Source organism: Mycobacterium sp. NGS41, from assembly GCF_059812725.1.
The window spans coordinates 1-13,904 of the sequence record NZ_JCALDF010000056.1; the positions used below are offsets into that span (position 1 = coordinate 1).

Sequence of the window (13,904 nt, forward strand, 5' to 3'; positions counted from 1 at the left end):
CGCGAATTTACGCCCACTCTTCACAGCCAGCGCCGTGGCTTCACTGCCAACCCCATGGCTTCACAGCCAACTCCGTGCCTTCACAGCCAACGCCATGGCTTCACAGCCAACGCCGTTCGGCGGCGGCCCCTATCGAGTCAGCAGCGAGCTCACCGCGTGGCTCAGCTTGCGCCGTGGCCAACCGGTCAACCCGTCGGCGGCCAGTGCGGCATTGGCCGCATTGCGTCCGCATGCGCCGTGCACAGATCCCCCGGGGGTCGCCGACGCGCTGCCCAGATACAGCCGCTCGACCGGGGTTTCGGCCCGCCCCATACCGGGAGCCGGACGGAAGATCAGCATCTGCTGTAGCCCAGCGGTTCCGCCATTCAAAGCACCCAGATGCAGATTGGCATCGCTGGCTTCCAGGTCCGACGGGCGCTGCACGAACCGCTCGATCACCCGCGAACCGAAGCCCGGCGCATGCTCTTCGATCACGTGGTCCACCGATTTGGCCAGCTGATGCGCCGAAGCGTCGTCGGCGACGTTTCGTGGCAGATGGGTGTAGGCCCAAACGCTTTCGGTGCCGGCGGGTGATCTGCTCGGGTCGGCTGTGGTGGTCTGGCCCAGCAGCATGAACGGATGCTCGGGTACGACGCGCGTGTTCAGGTCGGCCATCCAGCGCACCAGCCCGTCCCCGTCGGCTCCCAGATGGATAGTGCCTGGCGCCTGCAGGCTTGCCGATCGCCACGGGATGGAGCCGTCCAGCGCGTAGTTGACCTTCACTACCGGCGGATCCCACACATAGTGCTCGAGCTCGCGACGCAGGCCCCCCGGAACCGCGCCAGGCGGCAGCATGTCGCAGAACAGGCGCGGCGCCGTCACGTCGGCCACGATCGCCCGGCGCGCGCGGATGGTACGCCCCTCGGCAGTGGCCACCCCGACCGCTCGACCACCCCGCACCTGGATGCGAGAAACGTTCTGGCTGCACTCGATTCGCGCACCAGCCGAGCACGCACGGCTCACCAGGGCGGCCGTCAACTGACCGGAGCCACCGACCGGCACCGGCCAGCCGTAGTCCTGTGCGAGCATCGTCATCAAGAAACCGAACGCGCCGCTGCCCGGGCCATCCAGCGGGGCATCGGCGTGCATGGCGTTGCCCAGCAACAACACTCGCGGCGCCTCCCCGTCGAACAGCCGATCCACCATAATGTTCGCCGGCTGCACCAGCAGGTGAGCGAGCCGAACCGCCTCGGACGTACCAAGTTTGACCAGCAACCGCAGCATCGGGAGCAGCGGCGGAAACGGCGCCAGCATCGCATCCAGCAGCGGCGCCTTGACCTTGTTCCACAACTGCACGACTCGCCACCAGTTGTCGCCGTCGGTGCGTTCGCGACGCGCGAATTCCGATGCCGTGCGTGCCGGGTCGCGGTAGAGGATAGGCGGGTCGTCATCGCTCGCAGTGCGCGGATGTCCCACCACTGCCGGCGCATGGGACCACCGCAGTCCGTGGTCCTCCAACTGCAACGCCGCCATCGCCGGAGAGGCCACCGTCATCGGATAAAACGAGCTGAACAAATCGGTGATGTAGCCCGGTGTCAGCTCGGCGCTGCGCACTGCGCCGCCCGGTTCGGGCTGGGCTTCGAGCACCAGCACGTCCCAACCAGCGTCGGCCAGCATCGACGCGGCCACCAGCCCGTGGTGTCCGGCACCGATGACGACAGCGTCGACGACATCTGTCATCGCTATTTGACCTGGCTGGGCTCAAGGCGTTCGGCCATTGCCGTCAACCGCAGCAAGCATTCACGATTGCGCGGATGGATCGCGATCAGCGTCAGGCGATCGGGAATCACGTTGACCACACCGGCCATCGGCACCTCGATCATCTCGACCCGGCACCCATCTGGTATCTCGGTGAGCCGCATCGTTATCCGGGCGGCGCCCAAGGGCCCCAGGCCGGCACGCAGCACGAGTTCCTGGCCAGGGGTACAGCTTTCGACCGTGGTCTGGTCGTCGATCACCAACGGCCACACTCCGATCGAGTGCCGGATGGCCGACCCCGGCTGCGGCCAGTGCGAGTCGACCGCGCGGGTCCTGCTGTTGCCCACCACCCATTGGCTGTACGTCCACCCATCGGCCAGCACATCCCAAATCTGCTGGCAGGACGCGGTCACCTCCCGGATCGCGGTCAATTCTTGAGTCGCTGTCATAACCGGTCCTTTCAAAGCGGAACAACATCGCGGATACCCTCAGCGACCGCAACTAATACTGAACCCGGCAATTGGCGCGCCACTCATCTCACGTTTAACCCCGCGATGTAGCGGCTAACCGTCTAAGCAGGTGTTATTTGACGGAAGGCCAACAATGACTGCGCGACGGGTGATCATCGCGGTGGGAGCTTTGCTGTTGCTCGCCGGCGTGATCGGGCTTTTGGTGCCGGTGTCGGTGTCCGACGGCAACGGCGGTTCGGTGTCGTGCGGAAACGGGATCGCGTCCGATCTCTCTGCGGCCAAGAACGCCAATGAGAGGAACGGGGCAAACATCCCGATCCTCAACCAGGTCATTCCGCACACCGACTTTGTGGCGCAATGCGAGTCGTCGCTGTCGGGCCGCCGCAGCTGGACCATCCCGATGACCTTGGTCGGGATGGCCGGGATCGGCGGGGCGTTGCTGGTGCGGCGCTCCGAAGCGGCTGGCGTCTGAGCCTGCTCAGATCACCCGCATGCGCGCGGTGCTGCGCAGCGACTGCGGCAGCACCCGCGAAAGCCCGTATAGCGCATACGCTTCCGGCGCGACCGGCCGAATCGGCTTCTTCTTCTTGACCGACGACACGATCGCGTCGGCGACCTTGTCCGGCCCGTAGCGGCGCAGCCCGAACATCTTGTTCAGCTGCCCCCGTCTGTCGTCGACCTGCACGTCCTTGCCGCCGGGTGCGTCGAAGCGGGTATTGCTGATGATGTTGGTGTTGATGACACCTGGGCAGATGGTGGTCAGCATCACCCCCGCCGAGTCAAGCTCGGCCCGCAGGCAGTCAGAGAACATGAAGCTCGCCGCCTTGGCGGTGCAGTAGGCGTTCAGCGACTGCAGCGGCGCGTAGGCGGCCATGGACGAGACGTTGACGATGTACCCGCCGGTGCCGCGCTCGACCAGGCGCCGGGCGAATGACCGGCAGCCGTTGACCACGCCACCCAGATTGACCTCCAGCACCCGGTCGAACTGCTCGGCCGGGGTGTCCAGGAAGCGTCCCGCATGCCCGATGCCGGCGTTGTTGACCACGATGTCGGGCAGGCCGTGCTCGGCGGTGACCCGGTCGGCGAAGGCCTCGACCGCATCGGCGTCGGACACGTCGAGCACGTAGGGGTATGCCACACCGCCGCGCGCGGCGATCTCGGCGGCGGTTTCCTTGACGGCGGCCTCGTCGATGTCGCTGACCACCACCTCGGCGCCCTCGCGTGCGAAGGCGAACGCGGTCTCGCGGCCGATCCCGCTGCCGGCGCCGGTGATCGAGACCAGGGTGTCGCCGAAGTACTCCCGCGGCCGTCCCACCTGCGCGCGCAGCAGCGCTCGGCTGGGCTGCTTACCTTCGGACAGGTCGGCGAAGTCACGCACCGCGGCCGCCAGTACCTGCGGGTGCGACATCGGCGAGAAGTGGCCGGCCTGGATGTCGCGCCGCCACAGCCGCGGCACCCAACGGGCGGTCTCGTCGTAGCCGTAGGGCCGCACGTACTTGTCTTGGGTGTTGACGATCAGCTGCACCGGCACGTCGACGACATGAGGGCGGCGCCGCTTCGAGAACGACCGAAAGTAATTGGCCGGGTACGTCTTTACCGAACGGGCGGCATCGCTGGGCAGGTTGTCGGAGTGGTGGATCTGGTCGACGGGAACGTTGTCGACGATGCTGCGTCGCCTCGCCGCACTCGACAGCACGACCCGCAGGAACAGCGGTGCCAGCACGGGTATCGACAAGAACAGCATGTAGCTGAACCGCAGTGCCTGAGCGACCGACCGGCTGAACCGGCGAGGGCGCCACGGCCGGCGCAGCCCGCTGAAGATGTAGTCGACTACGTGGCCCTGACCTGGGCCGGACACCGAGGTGAACGACGCGACCCGGTCGCCGGCGCCGGGTCGGCTCAGGTATTCCCAGATGCCGACCGAGCCCCAGTCGTGGGCCAGCACGTGCACCGGTTGACCGGGGCTGAGCTCCCCGGTGACCGCGGCGAAGTCGTCGGCGAACCGCTCCATGGTGTAGGCCGAGAGGGGTTTCGGCGTCGACGACAGGCCGACTCCGCGGTTGTCGTAGCGGATGATCCGGAACCGCTCGGCCAGCAGCGGGACAACCCCGTCCCAAAGCACGTGCGAGTCGGGGAAGCCGTGCACCAGCACGACCGTCGGCCCCTCGGGGTTGCCTTCCTCGTAGACCGCGATGCGGGCGCCGTCTTCGCTGTCGACGAACTGCTGGGGCGCCAGTTGTGATACCGCCATCGAACCTCCGCTACCTGCGAGTTGATCTGTGGCCACACGGTAGCAAGCGGGCCTGCGCGTCTCCCCCAACCCACTGCGCCCTGAATGTGTGCGCACAAATGGGCGATGACAGGATAGTTTCGTTCTGTCTGGGTTCCTCCTCCGGTACACGACGGTGTGGTAAGCCAGATGACGACCTGGGCCGACCCACGAGTGATCGAGGAGTCAAACGAATGGCGTTCTCCGTCCAGATGCCGGCACTTGGTGAGAGCGTCACCGAGGGAACGGTCACCCGCTGGCTCAAGCAGGAAGGCGACACCGTCGAACTCGACGAGCCTCTGGTGGAGGTGTCGACGGACAAGGTGGACACCGAAATCCCGTCGCCCGCTGCGGGTGTGCTGACCAAGATCATCGCCCAGGAGGACGACACCGTCGAGGTCGGCGGCGACCTGGCCATCATCGGCGACGGAACAGAAGGCGGCGCCGCCGGAGGCGACTCGTCCGGAGGTGCCGCGGAGGCTCAACCGGAACCCGAGCCCCAGCCCGAGCCCGAACCCGAACCGCAAGCGCAGGCACCATCCGAATCCGAGCCCGAGCCCGAGCCGGCGGCGTCGGCCCAGCAGACCTCCGGTGGTGAGAGTACGACGCCGGTGCTGATGCCCGAGCTCGGCGAGTCGGTGACCGAGGGCACCGTGACGCGGTGGCTCAAGCAGGTCGGCGAGTCGGTTCAGGTCGACGAGCCGCTGGTGGAAGTGTCCACCGACAAGGTGGACACCGAGATCCCGTCGCCGGTGGCCGGTGTCCTGGTCAGCATCACCGCCGAAGAGGACGACGTCGTCCAGGTGGGCGGCGAGCTGGCACGCGTCGGCACGACCGCCGAGGCCGGCGCCCCGTCGGCCCCCGAGCCGAAACCGGAACCCAAACCCGAACCAAAGCCAGAGCCCAAGCCCGAAGCCGCCAAGCCCGCCCCGGAGCCCAAACCCGAGCCCGAGCCGGAACCCAAGCCGGAACCGAAACCCGAACCCAGGCCGGAACCGAAAGCCGAGCCGGCCGCGGCGGCTCAGCCAGAAAGCGAAGGCGACGGCGCGCCGTATGTGACCCCGCTGGTGCGAAAACTGGCCGCCGAGAAGAACATCGACCTCGCCGAAGTGACCGGCACCGGTGTCGGCGGCCGGATCCGCAAGCAGGACGTGCTGGCCGCGGCCGAGCAAAAGCAACAGGCTAAGGCGGCGCCCGCGGCGCAGGCGCCCGCGGCTCAGGCGCCCGCCGCTGCGCCGGCGGCCAAGGCGCCCGCTGCGGCGCCCGCGCTGGCCCACCTGCGCGGAACCACCCAGAAGGCCAGCCGGATCCGTCAGATCACCGCGAACAAGACCCGCGAATCGCTGCAGGCCACCGCACAGCTCACCCAGACCCACGAGGTCGACATGACCAAAATCGTGGCGCTGCGGGCCAGAGCGAAGGGGGCTTTCGCCGAACGGGAGGGCGTCAACCTGACCTACCTGCCGTTCATCGCCCGCGCCGCGATCGACGCGCTGAAGATCCATCCCAACATCAACGCCAGCTACAACGAGGAAACCAAGGAGATCACCTACTACGACGCCGAGCACCTCGGCTTCGCGGTCGACACCGAACAGGGCCTGCTCTCCCCCGTGATCCACAACGCCGGCGACTTGTCACTGGCCGGACTGGCGCGCGCGATCGTCGATATCGCCGCTCGGGCACGGTCGGGCAACTTGAAGCCCGACGAGTTGTCCGGTGGCACTTTCACGATCACCAACATCGGCAGCCAGGGCGCACTGTTCGACACCCCGATCCTGGTCCCGCCGCAGGCCGCCATGCTGGGTACCGGCGCCATCGTCAAGCGTCCGCGGGTCGTCGTCGATGCCCTGGGCAACGAGTCGGTGGGGATCCGGTCGATCTGCTATCTCCCGCTGACCTACGACCACCGGCTGATCGACGGCGCCGATGCTGGACGTTTCCTCACCACCATCAAGAACCGGCTCGAAGAGGGAGCATTCGAGGCGGACTTAGGGCTTTAACAAGGGGCTTGCGAACGTGACTCGAGCTGATCGCCAGGCCCCCAAGGCCACAGTCGCGATAGCGGGTTCGTCCGGCCTGATCGGTTCGGCGCTAGCTGCGGCACTGCGCGCCAACGACCACCCGGTGCTGCGGATCGTGCGTCGGACGCCGACGAATTCCGAAGAGCTGCACTGGAATCCCGAAAGCGGCGAGTTCGATGTCGACGCGCTGAGCGAGGTCGACGCCGTCGTCAACCTGTGCGGCGTCAACATCGGCCGGCGGCGCTGGTCGGGCGCCTTCAAGCAGAGCCTGCGAGACAGCCGAATCGTACCCACCGAAGTGCTGTCCGCCGCGGTCGCCGAAGCCGGTGTCGAGACGCTGATCAACGCCAGCGCAGTGGGCTACTACGGCAACACCAAGGACCGTGTGGTCGACGAAAACGACCGGGCCGGAACGGGTTTCCTCGCGCAGCTCTGTCAGGACTGGGAAGCCGCCACCTTGCCTGCTCAGTACGCCGGTACCCGGGTGGTGCTGGCACGCACCGGCGTGGTGCTGGCCCCCGCGGGCGGTGCGCTGGGCAAGATGCGGCCGCTGTTCTCGGCGGGGCTGGGGGCCCGACTGGCCAGTGGCCGTCAATACATGTCGTGGATCAGCCTGGAAGACGAGGTGCGCGCGTTGCTGTTCGCCATCTCGCACCCCTCGCTGTCCGGCCCGGTCAACATGACCGGGCCGGCCCCGGTTACCAACGCGGAGTTCACCACCGCCTTCGGGCGCGCCGTCAACCGCCCGACTCCGTTGACGCTGCCCGGTTTCGCGGTGCGGGCAGCACTCGGTGAGTTCGCCGACGAGGGGCTGCTCATCGGCCAGCGCGCCATCCCGTCGGCGCTGGAGCGCGCCGGTTTCCAGTTCCACCACAAGACCATCGGCGAGGCGTTCGCCTACGCCACCGCCCGGCGCGACCACGATTAAGCTCTCTGCCGCCGCGTAGCAATTTTTCCGGGTGATGGAAAACGTTCGTTCGTGGCTGGCCGCGAATTGCTGAAATACATTTCAGTCGGCCAATCCTGAAACGAATACGGCCCCTGAGCCTAAACCCAGGGGCCGCACCACCAGGTGCGATCTTCGCCGCAGTTACTCGACTTCGATGTCGGGTAGCAGCGAACGCAGCTTCGCCGTCAAGACGCGACGACCCGCGTTGCTGGAGTACATGCCTGCAGCGCCGTCGCGGCCTGCCAACCAGAACTCCGCACCGCGCACAACATCACCGTTCGGGCTGTCGCCCTCGATCTTGGTCAGCGCGTTATCCAGGGCCTTGCTATAGGACTCCGGTTCCAAAACCGACTCGCCGGTCGAACGGATGTACTCCAACACCGAAACCAACAGGCCATGCAGGACCATTACACCGACCGACTTCTGTATCGCGTAGCGGGTCGGGTCGGCGAAAGGCTCCGGAATCACGGAGCGGACGCCCTCCCAGAATGCAGAAAGTATCGCGACCTGATTGGGCTCGGTGATGTTTCCGAAGTACGGCGTCGACAGCATGGACTTCAACGAGTTCACCAGACCGGCCGACCCGATCGTGGTTTCAGCTGCCGGGTCGCCTGGGAACCGCACCCGACCACGCCAGATCGGCGTGGCCTTTTCGAGGTCCTCGACGAGCTGCTGGCCACGGACTTTCCAGGTCTCGCCTGTCTCGGTGAGCCCCTCCATGACCACCGGGTCGCATTCGGCTTGTTGCTTCAAGAGGTCGTACGCGAGATCTGTGCGGACGCTCTTGGCGGTGCTGTTGACGACGTAGAACACGCGAATCTCGTCGCGCTCCTTTGCGCCCAGCAGGCAGCCAACAGGTACCTGGACGTTGGCCCACCTCTCGTAGTCCTCTTCTAATAGCCGAGACAGTGCCTCGACGCGGTGTTGACCGTCGACGACGTAGAGGTTGTCGCGCTCGCGCAATACGAGCTTGAGGGTGCCGTCCTCGCCCCGTACCAGGTGACGGTTTTGGTCGAACTCGCGTAGGTTGACCAGGATCAGCGTCGGAAGGTCGACACGGCGGGTCCGCAGATCTTTCACCAACTTGTTGACCCGCGCGACACTTACTTCGCGTTGGTAACCAGTCTTATTCCTGGAATCCCGGCGAGGCACGACATATAGGTCGGCCAAGGCCCCGGCCGAGATGACCCCGACCACCATCGAATGGTTGGTGACCGTGGTCATTTCCACGACGGGGCACTCAAATGTGTTTCGGAACTCGGTTTCCATTTTGAAAACCCATTTCTTCCCTACTTGCTTACGCGCGCCGCGGGGGTGTAGGGAGCTACCAAACTCGGCGCGGTTGTCGGGATCTTTCCCGGCCGGACCAGGATGCCAGACGATTGGGTCCGCGTCAAGGATCCAACTTTGGGATCCAGAAACAGGATCCAGAAACAGGATCCGAAAGCGCGGATGCGGATCTTAAATTGGCAAATTGGCGCCGCCGGTCCGCCTGCAGCTTCCCCAACTGCCGCCACGACACAGACCGGCCGTCGAACGTCAGCAGCGGCTCAGGGTCGAACGGCTCATCGGGCCAGCGCGGCCGCGGCGGCCACCGGGTCGACCTCCTCGACCGGCCCGCCGCGTCTCACGGGGCGCCCACATTCGCCTGATACACGCCACGCGCCGACCGGCGCCGACGCTTCGCAGACTCCTCAACCAAACCCGTCGGCAACCCCAGCGCAGCCACCAGGCGCACCAATGTAATCCGCTGCTGCCGCAGCTGGGCCGCCGCCCGGTGCGCCTTCAAGCCTTGCGGCGAGTTGATGATCGGGCCGTCAGCGTCGAGCCGTCCAGTTGCGCTATCTGGTTGTCGGCGAAGGTTAGTCGCGGCATGCTGCCGGGCGCAAACTATGGATCTGTGCGACACAGCGGTGGACGTGAAATCGGTTGCAGCACAATCTCTGTCCGAGGTAGGGGTTCTCGGGCGTGCACCTCGTGCACGGTCAGGCGGACTGGACCTTGTTCGACTTGGTCCGGTTGCATCGCCAGCACAGAGTCTGCAGATTATCCGGGGTCGACATTCCACCCCTGGAGACCGGGATTACGTGGTCCACCTCAAGAAGGAGATGAGGCTCCGCTGCGAGGGACACTGAGCAGTACCGGCAGGTGTGGTTGTCACGCGCCTTTATGAAGTTGCGCAGACTAGTGGTCACTAGGGCGCGCTGGCCAGCAGCACTCTTTCTCCAGCGGATCTTCTGCGAAAGGGTCTCGATGAGCGCGTCGATCGTCGGGGTATTTAACGTGACGGTTGTGCGCTGCGAACTGTTCCCACCGGCGCTGACGTATTCAAAGATGTACACCGGGTACGGAACGGTGATCGGCGACAGCTCGACTCCGACGTGCTTCATGAACTCGTCCGCGTAGTGCTTCAGGATGAATGCAGGCGGATTGACCGATTTGGCGATGCTCACCTCACGCTGCTGCAGGTTGTAGACGGCTTCTTCGAGCCGGCTGATGTCGTCGCCCAGTTTCTCCACGTCGGCGAGGTTGGCCTCGTCCGCCTTGATGTTGAAGTACTTCATCACGTACTTCAGCGGATCGCCGCTGGCGTTACGTACGACCTGTAGCGAACAGTTATGGACGTTCGGTGCCTGGTAGTTCGCCAGGTTCCGATCTCGGCGGTAATTCCAATAGCTGGTGTTCTGGAACGACGCCAGATGCGCGTGTGAGCCGGTGTACGACGCGCCAAGTTCGAACGATCCGCGGCTGCGCATCTCGGCAATGTAGTGGGCCAGTTCGTTGTGCTCCGCAACAAAAGATGCGATCGCGTTCTTATGGGCTAAAAACCCTTCGCTGGCGAAGTACCTCTCTTTGAGGATGTACCGGCCAATTCGATATGAGCCCCAGGCAGCAAACGCGACAAAGGCGATCGCTAGCAAAACATCCATGTTTGGATAATCCCGCGAAATCTTCCGTTACACGATCGGACTCTAGCAAAGCGCAACTGGCCGGACGACGGGATTCAAGAATCCGACGCCTCGAGCGAGCGCGCTCGCGTGGTGCCCGCGCCCAGACGAGTGAGCCTGATACTTTTCGCCGGGTGCGGGCCCGTTTCCTACGCTCGGAGCGTTAACGACAAATGAAGGAGAATCTCGATGCTCGAGGCGGTTCTGCAACTTGATCCTGATCCCGTCCGCATGCCGATCACGTCTGATCTGATCGAGTCGTTGCGTGAGGTCATTGCCAACGGTGTCAACGGCGGCTATGACATCGACGAAGTGCTGTTTCACCTTGCTGTCGCTATCTCCGATTTGGAGGCCGGCTTGATAAATCGGAGGTCGGAGCTGTTGAGTCTTGAATTGCGGATACTCCAGGCGGGCCTCCGCGTTAGTCCGCCGGATTGAGCGCGAGCGAGCCCGCGACCTCCGCATACTGACTGCCATGGCGCGCCAGGTCGGCGGCAGCGTGTAGCAGAAGCGGCGAATCACCGCTACCTGCCCGCTACCCAGTTTCCCTTGCCTTTGGGCTGCAGCGGTGGCCGTCAGCACCGGCGCCACAGGTTGGCCGGTGAGTGCCCGCCGCGGCCCCAGATCGGCGGCCTCCTTGACCCGCCTCGAGGCCTCCGCGCGGCTGATCAACGCCCACTCGCGATCGCATGGGCCAATTTGCCGCCCAACTCTTCGGGAGTGGCTTGGCTGGCTAGCAGATTGATCAGCGGATGCTCGGCCGCGGGGAGCCATCGGCGCACCCGCTCGTTGCGGTCCAGCAATGCCAACCACTCCGGGGTGGTCAGCGCCTCGAAATCCAGCCCGAGCACACGATCGACCGCAGCATCGAGCGCATCGTATGCCGCGGTGATCTCTCCCGGTCCATAGTGTCAAACCTAGAGGCAGGCACCGACAAAACCGTCGCCCGGAAACGATTGTGAAACCAGGGATTTCAGACCGCTGAGGTCCCTCACGCCCACCCGAGTAACCTCACAGGCATGAGCTCCATCCGGTCGGCACCGACCGCGATCGACGTCCGCCAACTTGGAACGATCGACTACAACACCGCCTGGCAATTGCAGCGCGACTTGGCCGACGCCCGCGTCGCCGGCGGCCCCGACACACTGCTATTGCTCGAACACCCGAGTGTCTATACCGCCGGACGGCGCACCGAGCCGCACGAACGGCCGGTTAGCGGCGCTGGCGTCGCAGATGTCATCGACACCGATCGCGGCGGCAAAATCACCTGGCATGGTCCCGGGCAACTGGTCGGCTATCCAATCATCGGGCTGGCCGAACCGCTGGACGTGGTCAATTACGTTCGGCGCCTTGAGGAATCGCTGATCAAGGTGTGCTCCGACCTGGGCCTGGACGCGGGCCGGGTCGACGGCCGCTCCGGAGTCTGGGTTCCTGGCCGACGGGCGCGCAAGGTCGCCGCCATCGGAGTTCGGGTGTCGCGTGCCACGACGCTGCACGGGTTCGCGCTCAACTGCGACTGTGATCTGGATGCGTTCACCGGCATCGTGCCGTGCGGCATCACCGATGCCGGGGTGACGTCGTTGACGGCCCAACTGGGCCGCGCGGTCACCGTCGACGACGTACGCGAGGCGGTAGCCGACGCCGTCTGCGACGCCCTGGACGGCCGCCTCGTCCTGAGCTGGCAGCCGGTCAGGCCTGCCCGCGTAGCATCGACACCGTGACTTTGCCGGCGTGGGGGGCTCCCGAAGGCCGCAAACTGCTGCGCCTGGAGGTGCGCAACGCGCAGACGCCGATCGAGCGCAAGCCGCCGTGGATCAAGACCCGTGCTCGGATGGGACCGGAGTACACCCAGCTGAAGAGCCTGGTCCGTCGGGAGGGTCTGCACACGGTGTGCGAAGAGGCCGGCTGCCCCAATATCTTCGAATGCTGGGAGGACCGGGAAGCCACCTTCCTGATCGGCGGCGATCAGTGCACCCGTCGCTGCGACTTCTGCCAGATCGACACCGGCAAGCCCGCCGCCCTGGATCGCGACGAGCCGCGGCGGGTCGCCGAGAGTGTGCAAACGATGGGCCTGCGCTACGCCACCATCACCGGCGTCGCACGCGACGACCTGCCCGACGGCGGGGCCTGGCTCTATGCGGAGACCGTACGTGCCATCAAAGAGCTCAACCCGGCCACCGGTGTCGAGTTGTTGATTCCCGACTTCAACGGCGAGCCTGTCCGGCTGAACGAGGTCTTCGAAACACACCCAGAAGTGTTGGCGCACAACGTCGAAACCGTGCCCCGCATCTTCAAGCGGATCCGGCCTGCGTTCACCTACCGGCGCAGCCTGGACGTGCTCACCGCCGCGCGGAACTTCGGCCTGGTCACCAAGAGCAACCTGATCCTCGGCCTGGGCGAAACCCCCGACGAGGTGCGCACGGCCCTGGTCGACCTGCGCAATGCGGGCTGCGACATCGTCACCATCACCCAATATCTGCGGCCGTCGACGCGCCACCACCCAGTCGAGCGCTGGATACCGCCCGAGGAGTTCGTCGAGTACGCGGAATACGCCGAGGGGCTTGGCTACGCCGGGGTGCTTGCCGGGCCGCTGGTGCGGTCGTCGTACCGGGCGGGTCGGCTCTACGAGCAGGCCGCGGCCCGCCACCGCGCCTCGGCCCCGCGCTGACCGCAACTATCCTTGGTGACTATGGCTAAACCCCGAACCGCCGCCGAGAACAAGGCCGCCAGAGCAGCGGCGAAGGCCGCCGCCAAGGCCGCCGGCCGGGAGCGACGCGCGCAGATGTGGCAGATGTTCACCACGCAGCGCAAAGAGGACAAGCGGCTGCTGCCGTACATGATCGGCGCATTCGTGCTGGTCGCGGGGATATCGTCGGCGGTCGGCGTATGGGCCGGCGGGTTGTTCACGATGATCTTGATGATCGTGTTCGGCGTCGTGCTGGGTGCCCTAGTGGCGTTCATCATCTTCACCCGCCGCGCTCAGCGCAGCGTGTACCGGCAGGCCGAGGGCCAAACCGGCGCGGCGGCGTGGGTCCTCGACAATTTGCGTGGCAAGTGGCGGGTGACCCCGGGCGTGGCCGGGACCGGCCACTTCGACGTCGTGCACCGGGTACTCGGCCGGCCGGGCGTCATATTGGTCGGCGAGGGATCGGCGAACCGGGTCAAACCGCTGCTGGCTCAAGAGAAGAAGCGCACCGCGCGGCTGGTCGGCGAAGTGCCGATCTACGACATCGTCGTCGGCAACGGCGACGGCGAGGTTTCGCTGGCCAGGCTGGAGCGCCATCTCACCCGTCTCCCGGCCAACATCAACACCAAGCAGATCGACTCGTTGGAGTCGCGGCTGGCCGCGCTGGGGTCGCGGGCCGGTGCCGGCGCGTTGCCCAAGGGGCCGCTGCCCAACGCCGGGAAAATGCGCGGCGTGCAGCGCACCGTGCGCCGGAAATAACCGCGGCGATCGCAAGCGCGGCGAAGCCGGGCGCAGCGGGTCGCCGCCATCAAATCTCGCGGCGA

12 protein-coding genes and 1 pseudogene are annotated in these 13,904 nt (G+C 65.7%); 7 read left to right on the forward strand and 6 right to left on the reverse strand.

Going from position 1 to position 13,904, the window contains the following annotated elements; genetic code table 11:
* Positions 1-129 precede the first annotated feature (129 nt).
* Together AC5Y21_RS25565 and AC5Y21_RS25570 are read right to left on the reverse strand one after the other, a co-directional pair.
* Positions 130-1,719, reverse strand: coding sequence for a phytoene desaturase family protein (locus tag AC5Y21_RS25565; protein ID WP_499916869.1), 1,590 nt, complete (start codon positions 1,717-1,719; stop codon positions 130-132).
* A gap of 2 nt (positions 1,720-1,721) precedes the next feature.
* On the reverse strand, positions 1,722-2,186 hold the full coding sequence (locus AC5Y21_RS25570; protein WP_499916871.1) for an SRPBCC family protein: 465 nt from the start codon (positions 2,184-2,186) through the stop codon (positions 1,722-1,724).
* Between the two features lie 154 nt (positions 2,187-2,340).
* Here AC5Y21_RS25570 and AC5Y21_RS25575 point away from each other — a divergent pair, with 154 nt between their 5' ends.
* The gene (locus tag AC5Y21_RS25575; RefSeq protein WP_499916873.1) at positions 2,341-2,679 is read left to right on the forward strand and encodes an aminopeptidase; all 339 of its coding nucleotides are present in this window, start codon (positions 2,341-2,343) and stop codon (positions 2,677-2,679) included.
* Between the two features lie 6 nt (positions 2,680-2,685).
* On the opposite strand, the gene AC5Y21_RS25580 is transcribed toward AC5Y21_RS25575, so the two are convergent.
* The gene (locus AC5Y21_RS25580; protein WP_499916875.1) at positions 2,686-4,458 is read right to left on the reverse strand and encodes an SDR family oxidoreductase; all 1,773 of its coding nucleotides are present in this window, start codon (positions 4,456-4,458) and stop codon (positions 2,686-2,688) included.
* A 212-nt stretch (positions 4,459-4,670) separates the two neighbouring features.
* On the opposite strand from AC5Y21_RS25580, the gene sucB reads away from it, so the two are divergent.
* Together sucB and AC5Y21_RS25590 are read left to right on the forward strand one after the other, a co-directional pair.
* Positions 4,671-6,476 (forward strand): 2-oxoglutarate dehydrogenase, E2 component, dihydrolipoamide succinyltransferase, encoded by a 1,806-nt coding sequence (gene sucB, locus AC5Y21_RS25585; protein ID WP_499916877.1) that lies wholly within the window; start codon positions 4,671-4,673, stop codon positions 6,474-6,476.
* Between the two features lie 16 nt (positions 6,477-6,492).
* Complete coding sequence (locus tag AC5Y21_RS25590) at positions 6,493-7,425, forward strand: TIGR01777 family oxidoreductase (RefSeq protein WP_499916879.1); 933 nt, start codon at positions 6,493-6,495, stop codon at positions 7,423-7,425.
* Positions 7,426-7,587: 162 nt separating this feature from the next.
* Here the strand turns inward: AC5Y21_RS25590 and AC5Y21_RS25595 are convergent, their stop codons facing one another.
* Together AC5Y21_RS25595 and AC5Y21_RS25600 are read right to left on the reverse strand one after the other, a co-directional pair.
* On the reverse strand, positions 7,588-8,670 hold the full coding sequence (locus AC5Y21_RS25595; protein ID WP_499916880.1) for a DGQHR domain-containing protein: 1,083 nt from the start codon (positions 8,668-8,670) through the stop codon (positions 7,588-7,590).
* Positions 8,671-9,431: 761 nt separating this feature from the next.
* Positions 9,432-10,376 carry an HNH endonuclease gene (locus AC5Y21_RS25600; RefSeq protein WP_499916881.1) on the reverse strand — a complete coding sequence of 315 codons (945 nt, stop codon included), beginning with the start codon at positions 10,374-10,376 and terminating at the stop codon, positions 9,432-9,434.
* Positions 10,377-10,583: 207 nt separating this feature from the next.
* Between AC5Y21_RS25600 and AC5Y21_RS25605 the strand changes: the two genes are divergently transcribed.
* Complete coding sequence (locus AC5Y21_RS25605; protein WP_499916883.1) at positions 10,584-10,832, forward strand: hypothetical protein; 249 nt, start codon at positions 10,584-10,586, stop codon at positions 10,830-10,832.
* 54 nt (positions 10,833-10,886) lie between these two features.
* Here AC5Y21_RS25605 and AC5Y21_RS25610 read toward each other — a convergent pair.
* Positions 10,887-11,287, reverse strand: a pseudogene (locus tag AC5Y21_RS25610) (DUF222 domain-containing protein); the annotation flags it as partial.
* Positions 11,288-11,413: 126 nt separating this feature from the next.
* On the opposite strand from AC5Y21_RS25610, the gene lipB reads away from it, so the two are divergent.
* Genes lipB through AC5Y21_RS25625 form a run of 3 tightly spaced genes read left to right on the forward strand, consistent with a single transcriptional unit; the run spans position 11,414 to position 13,839 of the window.
* Entirely contained in the window at positions 11,414-12,115 is a 702-nt protein-coding gene (gene lipB / locus AC5Y21_RS25615) for a lipoyl(octanoyl) transferase LipB (protein ID WP_499916885.1), read from the forward strand.
* Positions 12,116-12,117: 2 nt separating this feature from the next.
* Positions 12,118-13,062: a lipoyl synthase gene (gene lipA, locus AC5Y21_RS25620; protein ID WP_499916888.1), complete on the forward strand. Its 945-nt coding sequence runs from the start codon at positions 12,118-12,120 to the stop codon at positions 13,060-13,062.
* Between the two features lie 21 nt (positions 13,063-13,083).
* A complete protein-coding gene (locus tag AC5Y21_RS25625) occupies positions 13,084-13,839 on the forward strand; it encodes a DUF4191 domain-containing protein (protein WP_499916887.1) in 756 nt (251 codons plus the stop codon).
* Positions 13,840-13,904: the final 65 nt, after the last annotated feature.

Coding starts and splice junctions, on each gene's coding strand:
- AC5Y21_RS25565 (WP_499916869.1), bottom strand. CDS start 1,719: ATGACAGATGTCGTCGACGCTGTCGTCATCGGTGCCGGACACCACGGG.
- AC5Y21_RS25570 (WP_499916871.1), bottom strand. CDS start 2,186: ATGACAGCGACTCAAGAATTGACCGCGATCCGGGAGGTGACCGCGTCC.
- AC5Y21_RS25575 (WP_499916873.1), top strand. CDS start 2,341: ATGACTGCGCGACGGGTGATCATCGCGGTGGGAGCTTTGCTGTTGCTC.
- AC5Y21_RS25580 (WP_499916875.1), bottom strand. CDS start 4,458: ATGGCGGTATCACAACTGGCGCCCCAGCAGTTCGTCGACAGCGAAGAC.
- sucB (WP_499916877.1), top strand. CDS start 4,671: ATGGCGTTCTCCGTCCAGATGCCGGCACTTGGTGAGAGCGTCACCGAG.
- AC5Y21_RS25595 (WP_499916880.1), bottom strand. CDS start 8,670: ATGACCACGGTCACCAACCATTCGATGGTGGTCGGGGTCATCTCGGCC.
- AC5Y21_RS25600 (WP_499916881.1), bottom strand. CDS start 10,376: ATGGATGTTTTGCTAGCGATCGCCTTTGTCGCGTTTGCTGCCTGGGGC.
- AC5Y21_RS25605 (WP_499916883.1), top strand. CDS start 10,584: ATGCTCGAGGCGGTTCTGCAACTTGATCCTGATCCCGTCCGCATGCCG.
- lipB (WP_499916885.1), top strand. CDS start 11,414: ATGAGCTCCATCCGGTCGGCACCGACCGCGATCGACGTCCGCCAACTT.
- AC5Y21_RS25625 (WP_499916887.1), top strand. CDS start 13,084: ATGGCTAAACCCCGAACCGCCGCCGAGAACAAGGCCGCCAGAGCAGCG.